The sequence below is a fragment of the Gilliamella intestini genome, assembly GCF_900094935.1.
Taxonomy (GTDB): domain Bacteria; phylum Pseudomonadota; class Gammaproteobacteria; order Enterobacterales; family Orbaceae; genus Gilliamella; species Gilliamella intestini.
Map to the genome: position 1 here is coordinate 1 of NZ_FMBA01000004.1, position 22,386 is coordinate 22,386.

General features: G+C 32.3%; 22 protein-coding genes. 5 read left to right on the plus strand and 17 right to left on the minus strand.

Going from position 1 to position 22,386, the window contains the following annotated elements:
* Positions 1-451 precede the first annotated feature (451 nt).
* From GA0061080_RS01505 to GA0061080_RS01520, 4 genes are all read right to left on the minus strand, one after another.
* A complete protein-coding gene (locus GA0061080_RS01505) occupies positions 452-802 on the minus strand; it encodes a RidA family protein (RefSeq protein WP_091119875.1) in 351 nt (116 codons plus the stop codon).
* Between the two features lie 25 nt (positions 803-827).
* Positions 828-2,831, minus strand: a complete 2,004-nt coding sequence (uvrB, locus tag GA0061080_RS01510; protein WP_091119879.1) for an excinuclease ABC subunit UvrB — start codon at positions 2,829-2,831, stop codon at positions 828-830.
* A 391-nt stretch (positions 2,832-3,222) separates the two neighbouring features.
* The gene (gene modF, locus GA0061080_RS01515; protein ID WP_091119880.1) at positions 3,223-4,686 is read right to left on the minus strand and encodes a molybdate ABC transporter ATP-binding protein ModF; all 1,464 of its coding nucleotides are present in this window, start codon (positions 4,684-4,686) and stop codon (positions 3,223-3,225) included.
* Between the two features lie 23 nt (positions 4,687-4,709).
* The gene (locus GA0061080_RS01520) at positions 4,710-5,486 is read right to left on the minus strand and encodes a TOBE domain-containing protein (RefSeq protein WP_091119883.1); all 777 of its coding nucleotides are present in this window, start codon (positions 5,484-5,486) and stop codon (positions 4,710-4,712) included.
* Positions 5,487-5,764: 278 nt separating this feature from the next.
* Here GA0061080_RS01520 and modA point away from each other — a divergent pair, with 278 nt between their 5' ends.
* From modA to modC, 3 genes are read left to right on the plus strand one after another with little or no spacing between them, the layout of a single operon-like run.
* Positions 5,765-6,532 carry a molybdate ABC transporter substrate-binding protein gene (gene modA / locus GA0061080_RS01525; protein ID WP_091119887.1) on the plus strand — a complete coding sequence of 256 codons (768 nt, stop codon included), beginning with the start codon at positions 5,765-5,767 and terminating at the stop codon, positions 6,530-6,532.
* A gap of 25 nt (positions 6,533-6,557) precedes the next feature.
* Positions 6,558-7,250, plus strand: coding sequence for a molybdate ABC transporter permease subunit (modB, locus tag GA0061080_RS01530; RefSeq protein WP_091119891.1), 693 nt, complete (start codon positions 6,558-6,560; stop codon positions 7,248-7,250).
* Positions 7,251-7,253: 3 nt separating this feature from the next.
* On the plus strand, positions 7,254-7,934 hold the full coding sequence (gene modC / locus GA0061080_RS01535; RefSeq protein ID WP_091119895.1) for a molybdenum ABC transporter ATP-binding protein: 681 nt from the start codon (positions 7,254-7,256) through the stop codon (positions 7,932-7,934).
* Here the strand turns inward: modC and GA0061080_RS01540 are convergent.
* The 5 genes from GA0061080_RS01540 to GA0061080_RS01560 all read right to left on the minus strand — a co-directional run bounded on the left by GA0061080_RS01540 (position 7,913) and on the right by GA0061080_RS01560 (position 11,143).
* Positions 7,913-8,665 (minus strand): UDP-2,3-diacylglucosamine diphosphatase, encoded by a 753-nt coding sequence (locus GA0061080_RS01540; RefSeq protein WP_209435688.1) that lies wholly within the window; start codon positions 8,663-8,665, stop codon positions 7,913-7,915. The two genes, modC and GA0061080_RS01540, sit on opposite strands and share 22 nt — an antisense overlap.
* Positions 8,658-9,149 (minus strand): peptidylprolyl isomerase B, encoded by a 492-nt coding sequence (gene ppiB, locus GA0061080_RS01545; protein ID WP_091119902.1) that lies wholly within the window; start codon positions 9,147-9,149, stop codon positions 8,658-8,660. Before ppiB ends, GA0061080_RS01540 begins: the two co-directional genes overlap by 8 nt.
* 92 nt (positions 9,150-9,241) lie before the next feature.
* Positions 9,242-10,093 (minus strand): bifunctional methylenetetrahydrofolate dehydrogenase/methenyltetrahydrofolate cyclohydrolase FolD, encoded by an 852-nt coding sequence (folD, locus tag GA0061080_RS01550; protein ID WP_091119906.1) that lies wholly within the window; start codon positions 10,091-10,093, stop codon positions 9,242-9,244.
* A 69-nt stretch (positions 10,094-10,162) separates the two neighbouring features.
* Positions 10,163-10,852 (minus strand): YggN family protein, encoded by a 690-nt coding sequence (locus tag GA0061080_RS01555; RefSeq protein ID WP_167349156.1) that lies wholly within the window; start codon positions 10,850-10,852, stop codon positions 10,163-10,165.
* Positions 10,853-10,906: 54 nt separating this feature from the next.
* A complete protein-coding gene (locus GA0061080_RS01560) occupies positions 10,907-11,143 on the minus strand; it encodes an integrase core domain-containing protein (RefSeq protein ID WP_209435689.1) in 237 nt (78 codons plus the stop codon).
* Between the two features lie 760 nt (positions 11,144-11,903).
* On the opposite strand from GA0061080_RS01560, the gene GA0061080_RS01565 reads away from it, so the two are divergent.
* Entirely contained in the window at positions 11,904-12,170 is a 267-nt protein-coding gene (locus GA0061080_RS01565; protein WP_091119919.1) for a GrxA family glutaredoxin, read from the plus strand.
* Between the two features lie 51 nt (positions 12,171-12,221).
* Here GA0061080_RS01565 and tsaB read toward each other — a convergent pair whose 3' ends face one another.
* From tsaB to GA0061080_RS01590, 5 genes are all read right to left on the minus strand, one after another.
* Positions 12,222-12,902 carry a tRNA (adenosine(37)-N6)-threonylcarbamoyltransferase complex dimerization subunit type 1 TsaB gene (gene tsaB, locus GA0061080_RS01570; RefSeq protein ID WP_091119923.1) on the minus strand — a complete coding sequence of 227 codons (681 nt, stop codon included), beginning with the start codon at positions 12,900-12,902 and terminating at the stop codon, positions 12,222-12,224.
* 31 nt (positions 12,903-12,933) lie between these two features.
* Positions 12,934-14,838 carry a DNA repair helicase YoaA gene (gene yoaA / locus GA0061080_RS01575; RefSeq protein ID WP_091119927.1) on the minus strand — a complete coding sequence of 635 codons (1,905 nt, stop codon included), beginning with the start codon at positions 14,836-14,838 and terminating at the stop codon, positions 12,934-12,936.
* A 295-nt stretch (positions 14,839-15,133) separates the two neighbouring features.
* Positions 15,134-15,757, minus strand: a complete 624-nt coding sequence (locus GA0061080_RS01580) for a glycosyltransferase family 8 protein (protein WP_091119931.1) — start codon at positions 15,755-15,757, stop codon at positions 15,134-15,136.
* Complete coding sequence (locus tag GA0061080_RS13065) at positions 15,700-16,110, minus strand: glycosyltransferase (RefSeq protein ID WP_167349157.1); 411 nt, start codon at positions 16,108-16,110, stop codon at positions 15,700-15,702. Before GA0061080_RS13065 ends, GA0061080_RS01580 begins: the two co-directional genes overlap by 58 nt.
* 11 nt (positions 16,111-16,121) lie before the next feature.
* Entirely contained in the window at positions 16,122-17,099 is a 978-nt protein-coding gene (locus GA0061080_RS01590; RefSeq protein ID WP_167349158.1) for a glycosyltransferase family 8 protein, read from the minus strand.
* 151 nt (positions 17,100-17,250) lie between these two features.
* Here GA0061080_RS01590 and GA0061080_RS01595 point away from each other — a divergent pair, with 151 nt between their 5' ends.
* Entirely contained in the window at positions 17,251-18,201 is a 951-nt protein-coding gene (locus GA0061080_RS01595; protein WP_091119941.1) for a glycosyltransferase family 8 protein, read from the plus strand.
* 11 nt (positions 18,202-18,212) lie between these two features.
* Here the strand turns inward: GA0061080_RS01595 and GA0061080_RS01600 are convergent, their stop codons facing one another.
* The 3 genes from GA0061080_RS01600 to msbA form a co-directional block, all read right to left on the minus strand.
* Positions 18,213-19,334: a glycosyltransferase family 9 protein gene (locus tag GA0061080_RS01600; RefSeq protein ID WP_141683072.1), complete on the minus strand. Its 1,122-nt coding sequence runs from the start codon at positions 19,332-19,334 to the stop codon at positions 18,213-18,215.
* Between the two features lie 111 nt (positions 19,335-19,445).
* Positions 19,446-20,564 (minus strand): glycosyltransferase family 9 protein, encoded by a 1,119-nt coding sequence (locus tag GA0061080_RS01605; protein WP_091119948.1) that lies wholly within the window; start codon positions 20,562-20,564, stop codon positions 19,446-19,448.
* Positions 20,565-20,600: 36 nt separating this feature from the next.
* Positions 20,601-22,373, minus strand: coding sequence for a lipid A ABC transporter ATP-binding protein/permease MsbA (msbA, locus tag GA0061080_RS01610; RefSeq protein ID WP_209435690.1), 1,773 nt, complete (start codon positions 22,371-22,373; stop codon positions 20,601-20,603).
* Between the last annotated feature and the right edge of the window lie 13 nt (positions 22,374-22,386).

Genomic DNA, 22,386 nt, shown 5'->3' on the forward strand with positions numbered 1-22,386 from the left:
AAAAGCAATAATAATAACGTTACCCTTGTTTATTTATGCATGATTTTTTAGGATTTTTTACATAAACGTAGTACACTCCTGAAAGTTTTTGACAAAAATGGCACTGCCTTTATTTTTTTAGTTAAAATATTTGTTTAGATAAGCTGTGTAATAACCGGCATATCAAGAAAAATTTACTAAAACCACCTGCCACAAACGAATAGGAAAGCCGAAATAGTGATGCGTACATTAATAGAAAGTTACATAATCAGCAAATAGTTAGTGACGCAAAAAAATGACAACTAAAGCCTAAGCGGTTTATTAGCTTTTATAATACCGTTAAACCGCATAAAGCGATTTCAGGGAAAACGCCTTATGGTTTAGCTCAAAAATAGGTAAATACACCGATTTGTTTACAAGATCTTAAATTGATATAGTCGAATAGCAAATAGTATTGGCAGTAATCGCAACATTAATTTTTTACTGCTGCCACAATTTTAATTTCGATTAAATATTCCTTTTTCATTAATCCCGCTTGCACAGTGCAGCGTACAGGAGCGCTTCCTTTAACTACCCATTCGTCCCATGCTTTATTCATTGCGGCAAAGTCATTTTTATTAACTAAAAATAGTGTTACATCCAATATATGTGCTTTATCGCTGTTAGCTCTAGCTAATATTTTATCAATTTCGGCTAAAGCGCTTTTAGTTTGAATATAAGCATCATTTTCAAGATTAGTAGGAACACTTGTGTAATAAATAACGTTATTATAAATTACGGCTTCAGACCAGCGTTCTTCTGGATCAATTCGTGTTATTGTCATCATATTTTCCTTGTTAGATGGTTAATTAAGACACTTTAATAAAATCAGCACGCAATTTTTTTATTTCATCGCGCAGTACACCAGCTTTTTCAAATTCAAGATTCTTAGCCGCTTCGTACATCATTGCTTCAAGCTCTTTCACTTTTGCCTGTACTTCTGTAACTGAAACATACTGATAAGGTTTGCCTGGTTCAAATGCTTGTACTTTGGCTGTTGATTTTTTGGTACTTAAACCTGCCTCTAATACGTCTTTAATTTCTTTGCGTACTGATTTTGGTGTGATGCCGTGCGCAGTATTAAAGTCTTCCTGTTTTTTACGACGACGGGCTGTTTCATCAATCGTTTTTTGCATAGCCGGTGTAATTCTATCAGCATATAATATGGCTTTACCATTTACATTACGCGCTGCACGCCCTACGGTTTGAATTAGCGAACTTTCTGAACGTAAAAAACCTTCGCGATCAGCATCCAATATTGCTATTAGCGAGACTTCCGGTATATCCAAACCTTCTCGCAATAGGTTAATGCCCACAAGTACATCAACCTTACCTAAACGTAGGTCACGGATAATTTCCATACGTTCAACCGTATTGATGTCTGAATGCAAATATTTTACAGTTACATTATGTTCTGACAGATAATCAGTTAAGTTTTCTGCCATACGTTTAGTTAATGTGGTCACCAAAACACGCTCTTCGTTATTGATACGAATTTTGATTTCAGATAATAAGTCATCAACCTGCGTCGCAACTGGTCGAACTTCAATAATGGGATCTAATAAACCTGTAGGTCTAACTACTTGTTCAATAATTTCATGACCTGATTTTTCAATTTCGTATTTAGCCGGTGTTGCTGACACATAAATAGTTTGTGGCATAATGTTTTCAAATTCAGCAAATTTTAACGGTCGATTGTCTAGTGCAGATGGCAAACGAAAGCCATATTCAACCAGATTAAGTTTACGTGAACGGTCACCATTATACATTGCCCCTAATTGTGGAATAGCGACGTGAGATTCGTCAATAAACAGTAATCCATCAGGTGGCAAATAATCAAATAAGGTTGCGGGCGGATCGCCCGGATTACGCTGAGCTAAAAAGCGTGAATAGTTTTCAATCCCAGAGCAATACCCCAACTCAGTCATCATTTCGATATCAAATAGTGTTCGTTGAGTTAAGCGCTGTTCTTCTAACAAACGATTGTTGTCTAACAATACTTTTTGACGCTCTTTAAGTTCCTGCTTTATTTGGGCAATAGCGTTTTCCATTATATTTCTTGGAGTGACGTAGTGTGTTTTTGGATAAATAGTTATCCGTGATACTTCATTTATGCTATTACCGGTGAGTGGATCAAACATAACGATTCGGTCCACTTCATCATCAAATAACTCTACACGCACTGCAATCTCATCTGAATCAGCTGGGAAGATATCAATCACATCACCTCTAACGCGAAATGTGCCACGACTAAAGCCTATTTCGTTACGAGTGTATTGCAATTCGGCCAAACGAGTCAAAATTGAACGCTGATCGGTTATGGTGCCTTTCGTTAAGTGTAATATCATCGACATATAGGTTTCTGGCGCACCTAAACCATAAATTGCCGATACCGAAGCTACGATCACAACATCACGTCGTTCTAGTAGTGATTTAGTGGCAGAAAGACGCATTTGTTCTATATGTTCATTGATTGATGCATCTTTTTCAATAAATGTATCGGTTGAGGGCACATAAGATTCAGGTTGATAATAATCATAATAAGATACGAAGTATTCAACCGCATTTTCAGGGAAAAAGGCTTTCATTTCACCATATAGCTGAGCGGCTAATGTTTTATTTGGTGCTAAAATAATTGTAGGGCGATTATGTTTAGCAATAACATTTGCCATGGTAAATGTTTTACCTGATCCGGTTACGCCTAATAATGTTTGATGTGCAATCCCATCATCAAGATTTTGATTAATTCTTTTTATTGCTTCCGGCTGATCACCAGCTGGCTTAAATTCGGAATATAATTTAAATTTTTTCATTACATCGCAACCTAATATTTTACCTATTAATAAAAATTATCCCCAAAAGGGCTTGACCTTTTAAAATTTCCTATTTTTTGTTCAAATTGTTTTTTTATTTATAAAAAAAACAATTTATCTATGGCTTGATTTACAATAACATATTGATAATAAACAAAAATTCATTTAACGGCTAACTTGCAATCAAATCAAGAAAAAGCCTGATAGTTACTGAGGTTAGCGTTTTTTTCAATAAACTATTAACAGAGTTATCCACAGGTAACGGGGATAACTTCATAAGTATAGCCTTTATAGGCTTTTTTCTATTATCAAGACAATTTTTGCCCAAAAAAAACTTTTATTTTGGATGGTTTTTCCTATTTTTAAACTTCTTTTAATAGGTTTAATTAATTTATTTGTTTAGCTGTTCAAATTGGTATTGATAGCTTTCATCAAAGCCACGAACGAAAGTTAATCGATGAGTGATGCATTTTGGTGCATCTTCTGCATGATGAGACACAAAGAGTAACTGAGTATGTCCTTCACTAATTAAACGATCTATCCAGCGTTTGACTAATTCTCGATTAAGATGATCGAGCCCTTGCAATGGTTCATCTAAAATAAGCAATGTTGGATGTTTAACCAAAGCCCTAGCTATCAATACTAAACGTTGTTGTCCCCAAGAAAGTGATTGAAAAGTTTTATCTGCTTGTGCTTGTAAACCTAACAACTTTAACCATTCATCAGCCAATTTAGTTTGTTTATCGCTGGTGGCTTGATATACACCAATCGAATCAAAATAACCAGACAATAACACGGTTTTAACGCTCGCATTAACGCGATAATCTAAATGTAAACTACTACTAACATAACCAATATGGCGTTTAATATCCCAAATTGTTTCACCTGATCCTCGTTTACGACCAAATAAAATAAGATCATTGCAATATCCTTGCGGATGATCACCTGTTATTAAACTTAATAACGTCGATTTACCTGCACCATTAGGCCCAACAATTTGCCAATTTTGCTTGGCTTTGACTTGCCAAGTTAATCTATTAATAATGGGTTTATCATCGTAATGAACATAACCATTATTTAATATGATACGATCTAATTCATCAGTTAATTGAATTGGTGGTTCGTCGGCTTCAGGTAATGGTGTATTGGGTATATTTTCCAAATTGACCAATTGCTTGACTGTTACATCATTCAATATTGTGTCTTTTGTATCAATTTTCAATAGTTGGCAATCCGCTAATATACCAATATTTTTGATAAAGTAAGGAATTTCATTAAAGCGATTTAAAACAAGAATAACTGTGATATCTTGCTTAGCAAGATCATCAAGAACTTCGGCTAAATTTTCTCGCGATGCAACATCTAAACCATCAAAGGGTTCATCTAATATTAGCAAATCGGGTTGTTGCATCAAAACTCGGCAGATTAATGTTTTGCGTGTTTCGCCTGTTGAAAGGTATTTAAATCGCCTAGTTAATAAATGGCCGATACCAAATTGGTTTGCTAATTGTTGACAAAATGCTTGGTTAAAATTATTTTCTTGAATGATTTGCTCAGTGGTTAATCCTATATCATTTTCGCCTTCACTTAGCATATCAGTATTATTACGCCTCCACTCATCATCAATCAGTTTCTGTAACTGCTCAAATGAAATATAACATGTTGATTTAAATTGATTATTAACTCTACCTGACAATAGTGTTAGCTCGCCAGATAATGCTTTAACTAACATAGATTTACCGCTACCATTGCGACCAATGCACGCTAAATTGCCACCTCGATAAACTTCTAGTTTTTCAATACTAAAAACCTTATAATCACTGATTTTATAAACCGCATTTTCTATTTGTAACATGAATACCTCGTCTTAATAAAATACTAAACTAAAGTAGCGATAATAATATTTTGCGGATCAATAGAAAGTGTAATTTGCTTACCTTCGGTTAATGCGCATTGTTCAATTTCACGAGTTTCTCTGCTGGCATAAATCATAATTCCAGAAGGTAATGAAAAGGTAATATCACTCCAATCACCATCAATTGTTATATTTTCAACTTTTACCAATAAACGGTTTTCATGGGTATCATTTAATTCAATTAGTGGCGCCTTAATTAATAAAATAACAGTTTTACCTAGGCTTAATTTCAATCGTTGCACACTTGGTTGAGTAATATAGACCTTTAATTGAGTTTGGTTATCATCTAATTGAACTATTACAAACCCGGCAACATCATTAGTTTTTATTCGTTTTACGCTACCATATAATTGATTGCGAGCACTAGTTTGCAGTGATAATTTAGCTGTTGCTTTTAATATATCGTCTAATGGTACTTTATCATCCCTAAGAATATTAAAAGCATGTTGTTGTAACTGAGTTAATAGTTCATAAAGTTGTATAAACCTAATGGCGTAATCACTTAGCTTAGTTCCCCCTCCTTTTTTGCCACCAATTTCAGTAATTAAAAAAGGTTTCGGTGCTAGTTGGTTAATTTCATTAGTAGCATCCCATGCCGTTTTATAGCTAATACCCACTTGCTTAGCAGCCTGACTTAATGAGCCTGTTTGCTCAATTGCTTTTAATAGCGCAATGCGCCTTGGATCAGTAAATAACTTCTGATGTATATTTAACGTTAATAAAATTTCAGGAGAAAACATAATTTAACACCACAAATAACCACTAGCCAATTAGAACAAACACGATTAATCATTGTAGACGCTTTTTAGTATTCTTCAAAACTTGTTAAAAATCTTATTGATCATTTTATCTCATCAGTTTAATTGTACTTTGTGAATAAATTTTGCTAACATCGATATATATTATTTTATATAGCGATAATTAAGTGTTTTGCTAAAAAATAAAAATACACGTTTAAAAACAATTAAATATTATTAAAGGCTCAAATTAATAACGACTTTTGATTGTGAGGAAAAGAATGAAAAAAATTATTGGAACTATCACCACTATCGTTATAATAGCGATGACATATTCAACATCAGCAGTTGAAAAAGCGGCAGTTGGAAAAATCACAGTATTTGCCGCCGCATCATTAACAAATGCGATGCAAGATATCGCAACAAGTTATAAAGCGGAGCATAAAGATGCCGATATTGTGTTTTCATTTGCATCCTCATCAGTATTAGCTAAACAAATTGAACAAGGCGCTCCTGCAGATATTTTTATGTCAGCAGATCAAAAATGGATGACTTACTTAATTGAGCATAATATTGTTAAAAACAAACAAGATCTATTGAAAAATAAATTGGTTCTTATTGCGCAAAAAAATTCGCAAGTAGATAACGTCTTAATTAATAGCAATACCAATTGGCAAGCAATTTTACCTAAAGGTGAAAGAATTGCTATTGGCGATCCTGATCATGTTCCTGTTGGGCTCTATGCAAAAGAATCACTCACCAACTTGGGCGTATTTGACAAATTATTACCACAATTTGCTTCTGCTAGTAATGCGCGTGATGCTTTGATGTTAGTAGAGCGTAATGAAGCTGCGCTTGGCATTGTCTACAGTACCGATGCCAAAGTAAGCGATAAAGTAAAAATTGTTGGAACGTTTCCTGCAAATACATTCAAATCGATTGAATACCCAATCACGTTATTAAACTTAAAAGCGAACGATTTTTATCAATATTTAAATTCACCACAAGCGAAAGTTATTTTTGAAAAATATGGTTTTATAATTAAGTAATTTACGGTGGTGAAATAATACAACTATGTTATTAAACGAATTTGAATGGCAAACCTTGCTACTTAGTTTAAAAATAGCCTTTGCTGCAATTGGTTTTAGTTTACCCATTGGTATTTTTACAGCTTGGATATTAGCACGCTGTCAATTTTGGGGTAAATCGCTATTTGTTAGTATTGTGCATCTTCCCCTTGTTTTACCACCAGTAGTTTTGGGCTATTTATTATTAATCACCATGGGGCGGCACAGTGTAATTGGTGGATGGTTAAATCACAACTTAAATATTAGCTTTAGTTTTAATTGGCAAGGTGCTGCTTTAGCTTCGGCTGTGGTTGCCTTTCCACTTATGGTACGTTCAATTCGTTTAGCCATTGAATCAATTGATATACGCCTTGAAAATGTAGCTAGAACCCTTGGTGCTTGTCGATGGCGAGTATTTATGACAATCACATTACCCTTGGCCTTTCCGGGCATTTTAATGGGAATAGTGCTAGGTTTTGCTCGTTGTTTAGGGGAATTTGGTGCCACAATTACGTTTGTATCAAATATTCAAGGCGAAACCCGTACTTTGCCGCTTGCCATGTACACAATGCTACAAATTCCCGATGGCGAACAAGGTGCATTACGGCTTTGTATTATTTCGATTATGCTATCACTAATTGCACTATTTTTATCTGAATTATTAAATCGTTGGCATAAAAATAAAATTGTTGGACAATAAATTATGTTAAAGATACAGGTTAACAAACAGCTTGCTTCGTTTTCGTTCCAATTCAATCATAATATTGATTGCCAAGGTATTACCGCTATTTTAGGCGTTTCGGGATCAGGTAAATCAACACTAATCAATCTTATTAATGGATTAATTAAACCAGACCAAGGTTATATTGAACTAAATAATAGGCTGCTAGTTGATTGTGATAAGCGCCTTTTTGTTGCGCCAGAAAACCGCCAAATTGGTACCGTTTTTCAAGATGCATTACTTTTCCCTCATTATACAGTGATTAAAAATTTGACTTACGGGGCTAAAAAGGTTGAAACCTCAAGATTTGACGAAATCGTAAATGTGCTTAATATTCGACCATTATTAAATCGTTATCCAGCCATGCTATCAGGTGGTGAAAAACATCGCGTAGCAATTGGTCGAGCACTATTAACTAATCCTTTACTGCTGTTGATGGACGAACCACTTTCCGCGCTTGATATGCCAAGAAAGAAAGAACTATTAACCTATATTAATAAATTAGCTAACGAATTAAATATACCTATTATTTATGTTACGCATAATATTAATGAAGTTAAACAAATCGCCAATAATGTTGTCATTTTAGAGCAAGGAAGGCTTATTGAGTTTGGTAAAACCGACCAAGTTTTACAAAGCAATTATTTAAAAGAGTGGTTGTAAAGCTCAAAAATAGCGCTGTTTTGCGCTTGTTTAACATATGTCACCCCATCATGCCATGCGCCAAGAACTAGGCGAGTTACTGGGCTGCGGTTTATTTCAAAGTGGTGAGTTGCTGGTTTGTGTGTATGACCATGAATCATAATATCGGCATTATACGCCATCAATATATCAACTACCGCTTGTTGATTTACATCCATAATAGATTCAGACTTGATTTGATTCTGCTGACTACTTTTTTTCCTTAACTTAGTGGCAATTTTAAGCCGAATAAACAACGGCAAAAATAAAAATAGTTTTTGTAGCCATGTATTATGCATCACTTTTCGAAATTTTTGATATTGAAGGTCATCAGTGCACAGCAAATCGCCATGTAAAAAAACAATGTTTTTTTCTTGATTAGGTAAACAATTAACCTCTGGCAATAAGGTCATATCACACTGTTGAGCATACTTTTTACTTAATAAAAAATCACGGTTACCATGAACAAAATATTTTTTGATATTACGTTTTGATAAAGCTTGTAATGCTTGTGCAACTTGGTAATGTAAGTCTGTTTTTATATCATCACCAACCCAATAATCAAATAGATCGCCTAAAATATAAAGCTCACAACTATCAGGCAGTGCATTTAGAAAAGACAAAAAGCCTGCGGTTATATCGCTATAACCAGAAGCAGGCTCATTATCGGCTAGATGAATATCAGCGATAAAATAACGAACAGGATTATTCAACCGTAACACTCGTAATAACAACATCTTCCATAGGAACATCTGAGTGCATACCACTGCGCCCTGTTTTAACGGCTTTAATTTTATCAACCACATCAAGACCGTCTACAACTTGGGCAAAAACGCAATAACCATAACCATTAACATCAGCAGATCGGAAGTTAAGATAATCATTATCCACTACGTTGATAAAAAATTGAGCTGTTGCAGAATGTGGATCAGATGTTCGTGCCATGGCTAAAGTACCACGGTCATTTTTTAGACCATTATCTGCTTCATTTTTTATAGGAGATTTGGTTTTTTTCTGCTTCATACCGGGTTCAAAACCACCGCCTTGAATCATAAAATTATTAATAACACGATGAAAGATCGTATTGTTATAAAAACCGTCTTTGCAATATTCAATAAAATTTTTAACTGTTTCTGGCGCTTTGTCATCAAAAGTTTCGATTTTAATATCACCTAAATTAGTGTGAAATATAATCATAAAAAGTTCCTTACTCTCTTATTTAATTTACAACGTAAATGGATGAATTCCAAACGATGAGACTATATTTATTTTAACTACATTAATTTTAGTTACTTGCTAAACTTTTCACAGGCTTCAAGCGTGTTACTCATCAACATAGCAACTGTCATAGGACCAACGCCACCAGGAACTGGAGTTATCCAACCCGCTCGATTAACTGCAACATCAAACTCGACATCACCAACAAGTTTACCGTCAGGTAAGCGGTTAATACCAACATCAATAACAATTGCTCCGGGTTTAATCCATTCCCCTTTAACATAGTTAGCAATACCGACTCCTGCTACAACAATATCAGCATTACTCACATGTTTGGCCAAATCAATGGTACGACTATGAGTAATAGTGGTTGTGCAACCTAATAATAATAGCTCTAACGCCATAGGGCGACCAACAATACTAGATGCCCCAACCACTGTGGCATTTAAACCTGATAGATTAACACCTATTGACTCAAGCATTTTAACTACACCATATGGTGTACATGGTCGCAAAATAGGGTCACGTTGTAATAAGTGCCCAATATTGTAAGGATGAAAACCATCAACATCTTTACTTGGATCAATACGTTCAAGAACCTTGGTTTTGTCAATATTATCAGGCAAAGGGAGTTGCACTAAAATACCATGCACATCAGGACATTGATTGAGTTCATCAATTAATGCTAACAACTCATCGGTAGTAGCCGTTGGGAAATCATAAGCAAAAGAAACAAAACCAACATCGTCGCACGCTTTTTGCTTATTTTTGACATAGATTTTTGATGCAGGGTCTGAACCTACTTGTATAACAGCAAGTCCTGGAATAGATAAGCCTCTTTCAATACGCTTGTTGACTTTGCTGGCAATTTCATTACGAATTTGTTGCGATAATGCCTTACCATCAATTATTTGTGCACTCATAAGCATAAGCTTCCGTTTAGCTATCATAGTAAAGGCATCATTTTCGCAAAAGTTTTTATTAATGTCTATTTACTTGTGAATACTTTGATTAAGTTGCGTTAATATTTGTTCGTATTGCGTATCAATGCCTGTAATAACGGAACAAATATGAGCATCAAAAGCCTTTAATTTCGGTTTTTGCGCTTTCCACTCATTTTTAGAAATTGTCTTGATTGCGCCTAAATTTTTGAAAAAATTCAAATGTAAAATACTGCCACCCACAACATTATAAAAAATGCGTTGACCAATATCTTCTCCATCTTTTTTTAGATTATTGAAGTTTTGGTAAGAAAACCGCGTATTGCCATTTTCTGTACTAATTGAGCCATGTAGCAACTTAACTAAACGTTTATATAATTTGTTTAATTCACTTTTTAGTTCACTATCATTGCTAAGATGATTTTTTATTGCCTGCTCAAAAGTCATTTTAACTTCTAACAATAAATTTAACGACTGTTGCTCTAACTGTGGTAATTGTTGGCGTAAATCTTGCTGAAAATAAACCAGTTTTTTTTGTAATGACGGATTGGGTAAGATAGATCTGTTATTTAAAACCACATTACCATTTGGCATGATAGTTAAATCATCTTTTTTATTAAAAATATGCACACTTTCTTTATTGATAGTAATATCATAGCTAGGTTTAACCCCACACTCTTTTTTTGCAGCAAATGCAGTGATAGGCAGTAATAAAGTAATCAATAATAATCTTTTTAACATATTCATATCCAACTATTTATTTAATTAATGATGTGTAGGAAAACACCGAGTTGTTTACACTTCATGGTTAAAATAATCCTCTAAAAACTCATAAGGCGTTTTTCCAAAAATCGCTTTATGTGGTTTAACGGTATTATAAAAATTAATAAAGCGTTTAAGTTTTTGTTTTCTATCTTTTGAATCGCTAAATATATGCTGATTATGCCACATCTCCATTAAAGTTCGTATCACTCTTTCGGCTTTCCCATTCATTTGTGGGCAGGTGATTTTGCTTGATATACTGGTTATCACACAGTTTATCTAAATAAATCAATATAGTAGTGTTTTTGTTAAAAAGTTTCAGGAGTGCACTACGTTTATGTATAAAAACAATAAAAATCAAACAGATAATCTCAAGTGAATATTCTCTATTCTGCTATATCGTTTCATTTTTAAGTAAAGGTAAACCGTAGGTATCAGTCTGTCGTATTTCGCTCAGAGAAATTTTGTTATCGCCTTTAGCTTGCCGTCTTAATTTATCTCCAATCCATTTTTCGACTTTAACCAAACGTTTAATTCCATAACTGATGGTTTTATACGTTCATTCTGACTGGTTAAAGGCACAAAAAGCTTCAATCGAGCTTTTTTTAGTACGTTATAAATGGTAGGACAACTGACCATAAAGCGTTTAGCCAAATTGGTGACAGTTATTTTTCTTTTTGATATCAGCGCTCTATCGCTTGTCTGCGATAAGGCGTTAGCTTTGTTTCTTGTATAAAAATATCAATAAAATCAATTCTTTTTCTTAAATTTTTTATACCGATAAATTCTCTTTTATTGTGATTAAAAAGGATCGATAAGTTGCCTTTTATGGTGTGTGATGCTTTGAATAGTCAATCTAAATTGTGAAAAAATAAGCAACCAATTGCAAGTTTTTATATATAAAGACTGATTAGCTTTTAAAGTGTATCATCAATAGATATAATCTATTTAATTAACTATATTTAACAACTTTTCTTTAATTTAAAGTAACGTATAGTATTTATATGTAAAAAACTTATTCGAGGTGAAAATGTATACTGTAATTTTTGGACGTCAAGGTTGTCCTTATTGTGTTCGAGCTAAAGAACTAGCTGAAAAACTTTCTCAAGAGCGTGATGATTTTTCTTATCGTTATGTGGATATAAATGCTGAAGGTATTACTAAAGAAGATCTTTCTAAAAGCGTTGGTAAACCTGTTGAGACGGTACCACAAATCTTTATTGATGAAAAGCCAATCGGTGGCTGTACTGATTTTGAAGCCTATGCAAAAGCGCATTTAGGACTTTTTAAAGAATAAATAACACGCAATTTTTTGCTAAAAGCCCCTCCTTTGAGTGGCTTTTTTATTTTATCTTCCTGGTAACTTTTTCCAAGTCACTTCGTTACGTAAATAAGTTGGCTCAACATCTTCAACATTCACAATTTCATTCTTTTGCCATTTATTTTTAGCAAGAACAACAAGATCTTGGGCATGAGGTAATAAGATGTCGCTTTGCTTTACTCCATTAATCATATCAGGATAAGTTTGCCAACCCGTACCAGCACAATAATCATTTTGACTAATATGCTTTACCGTTTCGATTACTTTTTCAGGCCCAATAACACACTCAGCAATAACCGTTTGCCATTGTTCGTTAACATAATGATATTGACCTAAATAGACTTCATTCATTCTAGCATCAATTGCGGCAATAACATTTGTTGCTTGTGTTGTTCGGTAAACACCTTGCGCCAAGGTCATTAATGTTGATATACCTATCATGGGTTTATCAATACCTAATGCTAAACCTTGAGCCACGCCAATACCAATTCTAACGCCTGTAAAACTACCTGGACCTTGTCCAAAAGCAATTGCATCCACTTGCGTAAGTGAACAGTCTGATTGTTTAAGAAGTCTGTCAACCATCGGTAATATTTGTTTAGTATGATCACGAGCCGATACAATAAAATCGTGAGTAATTTCGTTACGGTAGAGTAAAGCTGCCGAACAAGCTTCTGTCGAGGTATCAATGGCTAAAATAGTACTCATGTTTTTTCCAAAATATTTTATCTATTGTCATTTAGCTTTTCGTTGTTAAAAAGTTTATAACTTTTTTTATATCCCGTGTTCTTGGTGACGGCGGTAAGCTATTAATAAATGTTGCACCATAAGGTCGCATTACTAAACGATTATCACAAATAATAACTGCACCACGATCATTGTGATGACGAATTAATCGCCCTACGCCTTGTTTTAAGGTGATAACAGCTTCCGGCAATTGTATATCATTAAATGCATCCCCGCCCTGCATTTGACAATCTTCCATACGAGCTTTAATTAACGGATCATCAGGCGAGGTAAACGGCAATTTATCTATAATAACACATGAGAGTGTATCTCCTCTAACATCAATCCCTTCCCAAAAGCTACTGGTGGCAATAAGTAACGCATTGCCAGTATGAATAAACTGTTCAAGCAATTTAACTTTACTGGTTTCGCCTTGTACGAGCACCGGTAATTGGGTTAATTCTCGAAACTGTTTAGCTAGTGCATTCATCATTGCGTATGAGGTACACAAAAAGAAACAACGTCCATTGTTAGCTTCAATAACGGGTAATAAAATGTTGGCTAATTTTTCAGCGTTACCTTGTTCGTTTGGTGATGGAATATAACGTGGAACACACAAAATCGTCTGATTAATATAATCAAATGGGCTTTCTAATATTAGCGAATCGGCATTTGTCAGCCCTAAACGTTTAGTAAAATAATCTAATTGATTATCAACCGATAACGTTGCAGACGTAAAAATCCAACTGCCTTTACGTTCAGTAAGTAATTCTGTAAATTTATCAGCCACAGACAGCGGTGTCAAAGCAAAGATAAAGGAGTTATAGCTACTTTCATACCAGTAACTAAAACCGGTTATATTGGTTTGCTGTAATCGCTTTAAAAGCATAGTATATTGCTTAATTCGTTCAAGACAGTTATCTAACGTTGTCGAACGTCCAACGGCTAATAACAAAACTTCTTGACAAAAATCTAATGCATCGACAAGATAAGAAATCTCTTTTTTAACCGCTTCTTGGTTAAATAAAAACCGTAAGTTACCTTTTGGTGGCTGTTGGTTAATAGCAATTCGCAAGTCTTGCGTGCATTTTTGTAATTTATCCGCACATTGCTGTAACTGAGACATATCTTTGACTTCGGTACGATAAGCTAGATTAATTTCTTTTGCTAGATCAAAAAGTTGACGGCTATTTAGCTGTTCTCCAAAATAGTGGCAAGCAAGATCCGGTAATTGATGAGCCTCATCAAAGATCATAACATCTGCTTTAGGAATAAGTTCACCAAAACCGGTATCTTTTACTACAACATCAGCTAAAAACAAATGATGGTTAACCACAACAATATCTGCATTTAAAGCTCGTTTGCGCGCTTTAACAACATAACAATCACTATAGTGTTCACAATCACTTCCTAAACAATTATCATTTGTGCTTGTTAATATTGGCCAAATAGAATTATCTTCTGTGACAGTTGTGCATTTGCTAATATCCCCATCTTTGGTTTTAATCGACCAATTTTTAACACGCGCTAAATCAGCGCGTAACTCCTTATCAAGGTCACCTGCTGCTGCATATTGATGATACATTCTTTCTAAACAAAGATAATTAGCTCGACCTTTAAGTAAGGCTATTTTTCCTGTGTAATTTAATGCTTTTTTTATTATTGGTAAGTCTTTGCTGAATAACTGTTCCTGTAAATTTTTAGAGCCAGTTGAAAGTATTACTTTTTTATTACTACGTAGTGCGGGTACTAAATAAGCAAAAGTTTTTCCAGTCCCTGTCCCTGCTTCAACCACAAGAGAATGCTGTTTTTTTATTGATTCAGAGACTTTACTTGCCATATTGCGTTGTGGCTCTCTTGCTACAAACCCCTCTATAGCCTTAGCAAGCAAACCATCTTCTGCAAAATCATCAATCACTTAAATATACCTAATAAAAATCTAAGTTCAATACACCAATAAAATTAAGAAAATATATTCTAAGAAAAATAAAACGTTATGAAAATATAATGACTCATTTCAAAAATGAGATAAATTTATTATTGCTGAATTGAATAGTTAACAATACAAATAATTGCCGTACTATACCAGTAACCAAGAAAAAAAGATATATAGCTATATTTGAAGATGAATACGGTTGTTTTTTATTTTGAACATCACCCATTAAAAATAGATAATGTTCAATGCTTAAAAAGCCAAAGAATCAATAATAAATTTATTTTGTCAATTTGGTTTTCAAGTAAATTAAATAATGCTTAATTCCCGATAAATATTTTTTCTGTTTAAACATTAATCGAGAATAGGCTCGTATTGAAGATGTTTTTTTACAACTATATAAAGGCAGCTTATCATTTTTCCATAGAGATTTTTGTAAATAAAAATCAAATAATCTTGAACGATAAGGCTGATGCCAAGGTTTGTTTTTAGTAATATAATGAATTAATACTGTATCGTCTGGAACTTTCGAATCTTCATTACCATTTATTGATAAAGCTAGTAAATTATTATATTTCTTTGCTAATATGATTGTTTTTTCACCTATTGCAATATTTAATACGTCTTGATCTGGATATTGATATTTTTCACCACTATTTAATAGTGTTAGCGTTTTAGTTGTAATATCTTCCTGACACCAAAGTGGAATATTAATTAACATAACTCCAGAATTGAAATACGTACCAAACATTACGCGGTATTTAGCACATTGGGACTCTTGCATATAGGGGGCATCAGCAACAGCAGCAACGACTGCTGAATCTAAATTAGTATTACAAATAAATGCTAAATTTTGAATACAGAGTGCATCACTATCAATATAAAGGCAACCTTTCGGTAACATCTTTTAAAATTATCGGAGCAATTAATCGAACACAAGCTGAAAATAGGAAACTTTTCAGTATTTCTAGAGTCTATTTTAAACTGATCATTAATGACGTATTCGGTGATAGAAACATCATCTGATTTAATATCTGCAAATTTTTTTCTATTCTCTTCTGAAATATTATGTGTAAAAAGATGAAAATGAATCTGCTGTTTTGTGTTATTTTCAATAACAGAGATAACATCTACACCTGCCGATAGCGCATAACTATTATCAAAACATAATAAAATATGTAATACAGGCGTATTATTTAATGAATTACACAATAATAATTCATTTCGTTTATGAATAAACTTATCAACATTAATCACACCACTAATCCTTAATGCTTTTTGAACGCTTTATGTTTCAAATACAATAAATAATACTTACAAGCAGAAAAATATTTATGTTGGCTTGCAAGCAGTTTAGCGTATCGCCTTGTTGTTGAAGGAGCATTTTCGTTGGCAAGTAATAATTTATCCTTTGCCCATGGCGAGGAAGCGATATAACTTTGATAAAGCGGTGTTATATAAAGCTGGTACCAAGGTTTATTACCCGTTACATAATGAATAATAACGGTATCTTTACTGATAAAATTATCTTCTTGTCCACCAACCGTCAATGAAGTTAAATTATTAAAAAAACGAGGTAAAAACACAGTTTTACCTTGCATTAAAATGTTTAATACATCCTGATCAGCAAACTTATATATTTCACCACTATTAATCATTGCAAATGCTTTGTCTGTAAGATTGTTTTGCACCCACATATCCGTATTAATATAAATCATTCCTGCATTAAAATATTCACCTAATGGAATATTACAAGCAGTACATTGTTTTTCTTGTGTTTTATCGACATCAGGAACGACTGCCGAATATTTGTTCGTTAAATCAGTGTTGATTAATTCATTAAGATTACTAGTACATAAGACATCACAATCCAAATATAGCACCCTTGAAGTCACTTTATTTAAAATTTGTGGAACAGCAAATCGTAAACATGTTGATGCCGAAACATGCAGCACTAAAGTATCAGGATTAATAGAAAAATCATCACTAATCTCATAACAAATTACAGTCACATTTTCTTTACTTAATTGATTAAACCTTATTATTTTTTCATTCGATACGTTATTAGCAAATAAATGAAAAACTAAGTTTTTATCTGGATTATTTAAAATGACTGAAGACATAGCAATACCCGCTGGCATTGCATAATTATCATCAAAGCAAAATGCAATATGTGTGAACTGTAAAGATTCTATGGTATTATTAAACAATGTTGTAATTTTACTAATAAAAAGGTTTTCTTTCATCTTATGCCGTTTTAAAGCCATGATTAAAAATTTGTATTTGTAATATTGTAACATACGTTAAATTAAACAATGAAGTAATAATCAATTTTATATTGACATATCACGTTAGTAATGACTAAATAACTGCGTTAAGTTTTAAAGAGTATTGGAAATGGATAAGAGTATTGATATTGCATATTGTACAGACTCGAATTATCTTGAACATGTAGGTGTTTCTATTACCTCTATCATACTTAATAATATGCATAATAATATTCATTTTCATGTTTTTTTATATGATGTAACTACAGAAGAACAAGAAAAATTACAACAACTTAGTTCATCAATTACACTCTACTCAATTCCTACTGACGAGTTGTACAAGTATTCAGATACACAAAATAACAAAATACAACATATTAATCGATCGATGTATATCCGATTATCCGTTCCAAGATTATTACATGGCATTGTCGATAAATTTATTTATCTAGATGCTGATGTGTTATGTTTTGCGGATATATCACCAATTTTAAATACCAATATAGATTCGGTTATTTGTGCAGTAACCCCTGATTCATTAGATAAACAAAATATGTTAAAAAACAAAGAAAGGCTTGAGCTAACTTCTGACTGTTATTTCAACTCTGGTTTTTTATATATAAATGTTGATAACTGGATGAAGTTTGATACCGAAAATAAAACGAATAAAATATTATTATCATTAGAACAAAAAGAGTTAATCTATCCAGATCAAGATGCACTAAATATGGTTTTACAGCATCAAGTATTATTTATCGATCCGAATTGGAATTATTTATTTACTTGGATGGATGATAAACAAAAAGAAACATTTTTTTATAATAAAAATACGTTACCATACATTGTTCATTTTACTGGCGCACGAAAAATGTGGTATCAAGAACACACTGGGCTTGCTCAAAATATTTATTGTTTTTATAAGCATTTTACGCCATGGGCAAATAATCCACTTGAAAGTTATAAGCATAAAATGCGCATTAATGACTATCGTATTTATGCCAAAAATAATATGAAAGAGAAAAAATTTGCGACAGCCTTAAAGTATTATTTGCTTTATTTAGTCTATAAATTTAAAAATTAGATCTAACTCACTTAAATATATTTACTAATTGACCTTATTAAATTATCTGGGTCAATTTTTTCCATACTATTAACATAAAAAACAATTTGTTTTCCATTTATATCGTTGGGTGACCAAATATGGCTATTTACTTTCAAGTTAAGATTTGGGCTGTGTTTTTTTATATACTTTTTATCTAAAAATAAATCTTGTTGTAAATATTTATAATTACTCAATTCTCGGCTATAAACAGATTTCAAACTATTTGAGTCAGGAGGTGGAGGCTCCATATAAATTGAAATACATTTAGTTGAAAAAGCAGAAGCAATATGTACGATTGATGTATCAACACTAATAACTAAATCTGCTTTTTTTATTAAAGGAATGACATCAGAAATTGTAGGAGATTGGAATTTAATACAGTCTGATATAAATAATTTGTCAAATTTTTCACCTTGACCAATTAATATTATTTTATATTCCTGATGAAAATTTTTTAATAGATCACACAACATTTTAATCTGACGCTCAGATAAACAACGATAGTTTGAACTACCATAGGGATTTATCACAACAAATTTGTTCTGAGGCTTAATATTATTAGTGATAAATATGTCCACATTTTTTTCTTTAACAGAATCAATAAAAATTTCGTAATTAAACGAACTATATTTGATATTAAGGTATGTTAAATAATATTTAAGTTGATTTGTAACATGATTTTCCGGGTGATAATAAGGCAAAGAAATATTAAATGATTTTATATTACTTTTATTATAACTAAGTAAATGTGTACTTCTCACAAAACAACAAAATAGCAAATGTTTCAAATCTAACCGTCTGTGAAATCTTGCATCAATTGCCAAATCAAACTCATGTTTTCTAACCATTTTTAGTGAGTTAATCAACTCACCAAAACTTTTATCATTATACGAAAAACGACCTGTTATATGTGGATTGTTATCTATAATTTCTAAACTGCTTTTTCGAGAAGATATATAAACTTCATACCCTTTATCAGCCAAATATCGGATAAATGGTGTTGTAACTATCATATCACCAATACAATCATTTCTAATAATAAGTACTTTCTTTATTGTATTGGTATTAAATAAATTTTTTTTCTTTTTCAGAAAAATAGTAAAAATAGACAATATTTTTATATATATTTAATTTTTTTAGTAATAAAATTACGTTGCCAATTTAATTGCCGTAATTTTTGCTTTAAATCCATCAAAGTTATTCCTATTCTTTTGATCAATTTTTTATAATTTTTCTATTTCTAATTTTAATTGTTTGAGCATAATATCAATATCAAGATTCGCTATTGGATCACCAAGCCCTGTACCTAAATTATCATTAGTAAATATTTGTATTGCGTTAGCATAATTTGGTGCCCAGACAAAATTATTAATAAATACATTATCAATCATCCTATTGTTATAAACACAAAGCATTTTTTTATCATAAATAGAAGCAATATGTACAATTGAAGTATCAACAGAAATCACTAAATTTGAAAACTTCACCAAAGCTACACTTTGAAAAAAAGAACCTAATGGGTTAATAACAATATTTTTTTTAGTTTTAATATGAGAAATTGTACTTGGTTCGCCAATAATAATTGTTATGCAATTATCATATTGAGACAAAAACGATAAGATGATATCAATTTGGGAATTAGAAAAACTTCTCGCCTGATTTGAACCATATGGGTTGAAAATAATGATATTTTTTTTTGAAGTAAGAAAAGGATTTATAAAATCTCTCGCTGAAAATTCGGCTTCTGTTGGAATATTAACAAAGTACTTTATGGGAGCTGATTCAATATTCATTAATTCAAGTATTTTTTGGCTTCGTGTTGAAATATGTGATTTGTATTCTTGATAGAAAATTGATGTATCATATAATTTATATTTTTCTTGATTAAAACCAATCGTATGTAATGGATTAATAGCTTGAATTATTTGAGCACGCCTTACACTATTTGGGCCTTTATCGACAAGATCTATTACAACGTCAATCTTTATATTCTGTAATTGTTCTTCTATCTGTTTTACACCTTTATTCCTATCGTAGGACAAAACACCATCCACCAAAATAAATTTATCAAAAAGAAAAGCAATCCTCCTTTCTACTAGTACATATACTTTAAAATTATTTTCTCTGAGATAATGAATTAAATAGGAAGTGACTATTGCATCACCAATTCCTTGATCATTCATCAGAATAGCTACAGAATTATATTGTTCAAGAATAAAAGTCGATCTTTGTTTTTTTTTTCGATTTATTAATGCTAATTTGATCGCCAATTTAAAAGGCTTTATCTTTAAATTTCGTTGCCTATTTAAGTATTTAATACATTCTAGTAATTTATTTGCCATTACTTTCAATATCCTATAATGCAAAAATCATATATATTAAACCACAAAGTTTCCTTGGTATAATTTTGCATATAAACCATCCATTGATAACAACGTTTGATGGTTACCTTGTTCAATAATTTTACCATTATCAATTACCAATATTTTATCTGCATTTTCAATAGTTGATAGTCGATGTGCTACCACTATTGATGTTCTTCCTTTTTGAAGATCGTCCAAGGCCTTTTGAATTGCTAGCTCTGATTCTGTATCTAAGGCTGAAGTAGCTTCATCAAGTATTAAAATTGGTGTATCTCGTAATAAAGCTCTTGCTATTGCAATACGTTGTCGTTGACCACCAGATAATAACACGCCACTTTCACCAACTATTGTATCAAATCCATTTTCAAGCCCAATAATAAAATCATATGCATACGCTTTTTTAGCAGCTTCTTCTATTTCTTCTTGAGAATATTCACCTACTTTTCCGTAAGCAATATTATTTGCAACAGTATCATTAAATAAATGCACATTTTGCGAAACTAATCCAATTTGATTACGCAAACTATATAAAGTTAAATCTTGAATATTATTATTATCGATTAAAATTTCACCGCCATTTATATCGTAAAAACGTGTGAGCAAACTTGCGATAGTTGTTTTCCCTGAACCTGAACGACCAACTAAAGCAACGGTTTTACATGGCTCTACTAAAAAACTAATATCTTGTAATGCTGGCTCTTGTCTATTTTCATATGTGAAAGTCACATGTTTAAATTCAATATTGCCTTTAACTCGCTCAATATTGATTTTTCCATTATTCTTCTCAATTGGTTGTTCAAAAATAGCAAATAACGTTTGGCAAGCAGCCATACCTTTTTGAAAATCAGCATTAACACTGGTTAAGCTTTTTATTGGTTGCATTAACGCTACTAGTGAAGAAAAAACGACCGTAAACTGCCCTGGGCTAATATTTAAATCAGGATTACTTGCCATTAACAAGACAAAAGCGATAGCAAACGAAATAATAAGTTGAACAATTGGCGTTGATAATGCTGAAATAGAAACTAATCTCATACCATCTCGACGAAATTTATTATTCACTTTATCAAAGTTTTTTGATTCTTCATCTTGGGCACCAAAAAGAATAATTTCCCGATGGCCTTTTAACATCTGTTCAACAGACATTGTGATGCTGCCCATTGAATTTTGCATATTTTTGGCTAATCGCCTAAATTTTACGGAAATAAAAGTAATTAACCCAATAACAATTGGCGTAATGATAATCAACGATAAAGATAACTGCCAGCTATTGCTAAACATAGTATAAAATAAACCACAAATAAAAGCTGATTCACGTACTATTGTTATCAAAGCATCTGATGATGATGAGGCGACTTGATCTGTATCATAAGTAATACGAGACAACAATCTTCCTGTAGAGTTTTGATCATAATAACTGACTGGAACATCAACAAAATGATTAAAAAGGCGTTGCCGAATATTAAGTACAATTTTAGTAGAAATCAAAGATAAAAAGAAAGAATATCCATAATTAGCAATGCCGCGGAGTAACACTAATCCAAAGATATAAAAAGGCGCCATCATTAAAAAATGCTGATCATTTTCAACAAAACCTTTATCAAGTAAAGGTTGTAACAACGCAATGAGCGAAGTATCGGCAAACGCACTAAAAATAAGCAAAATTATTGATAAAAACAGAATAAATTTATGTTTAGCAATATAAGGCCATAACTTAGAAAACGTTTTCCATGTGGATGTGTCTCGATCAATATCGTTGTTTATTGATTGATTATTATTTTTTTTCATAATATTTTTTGCT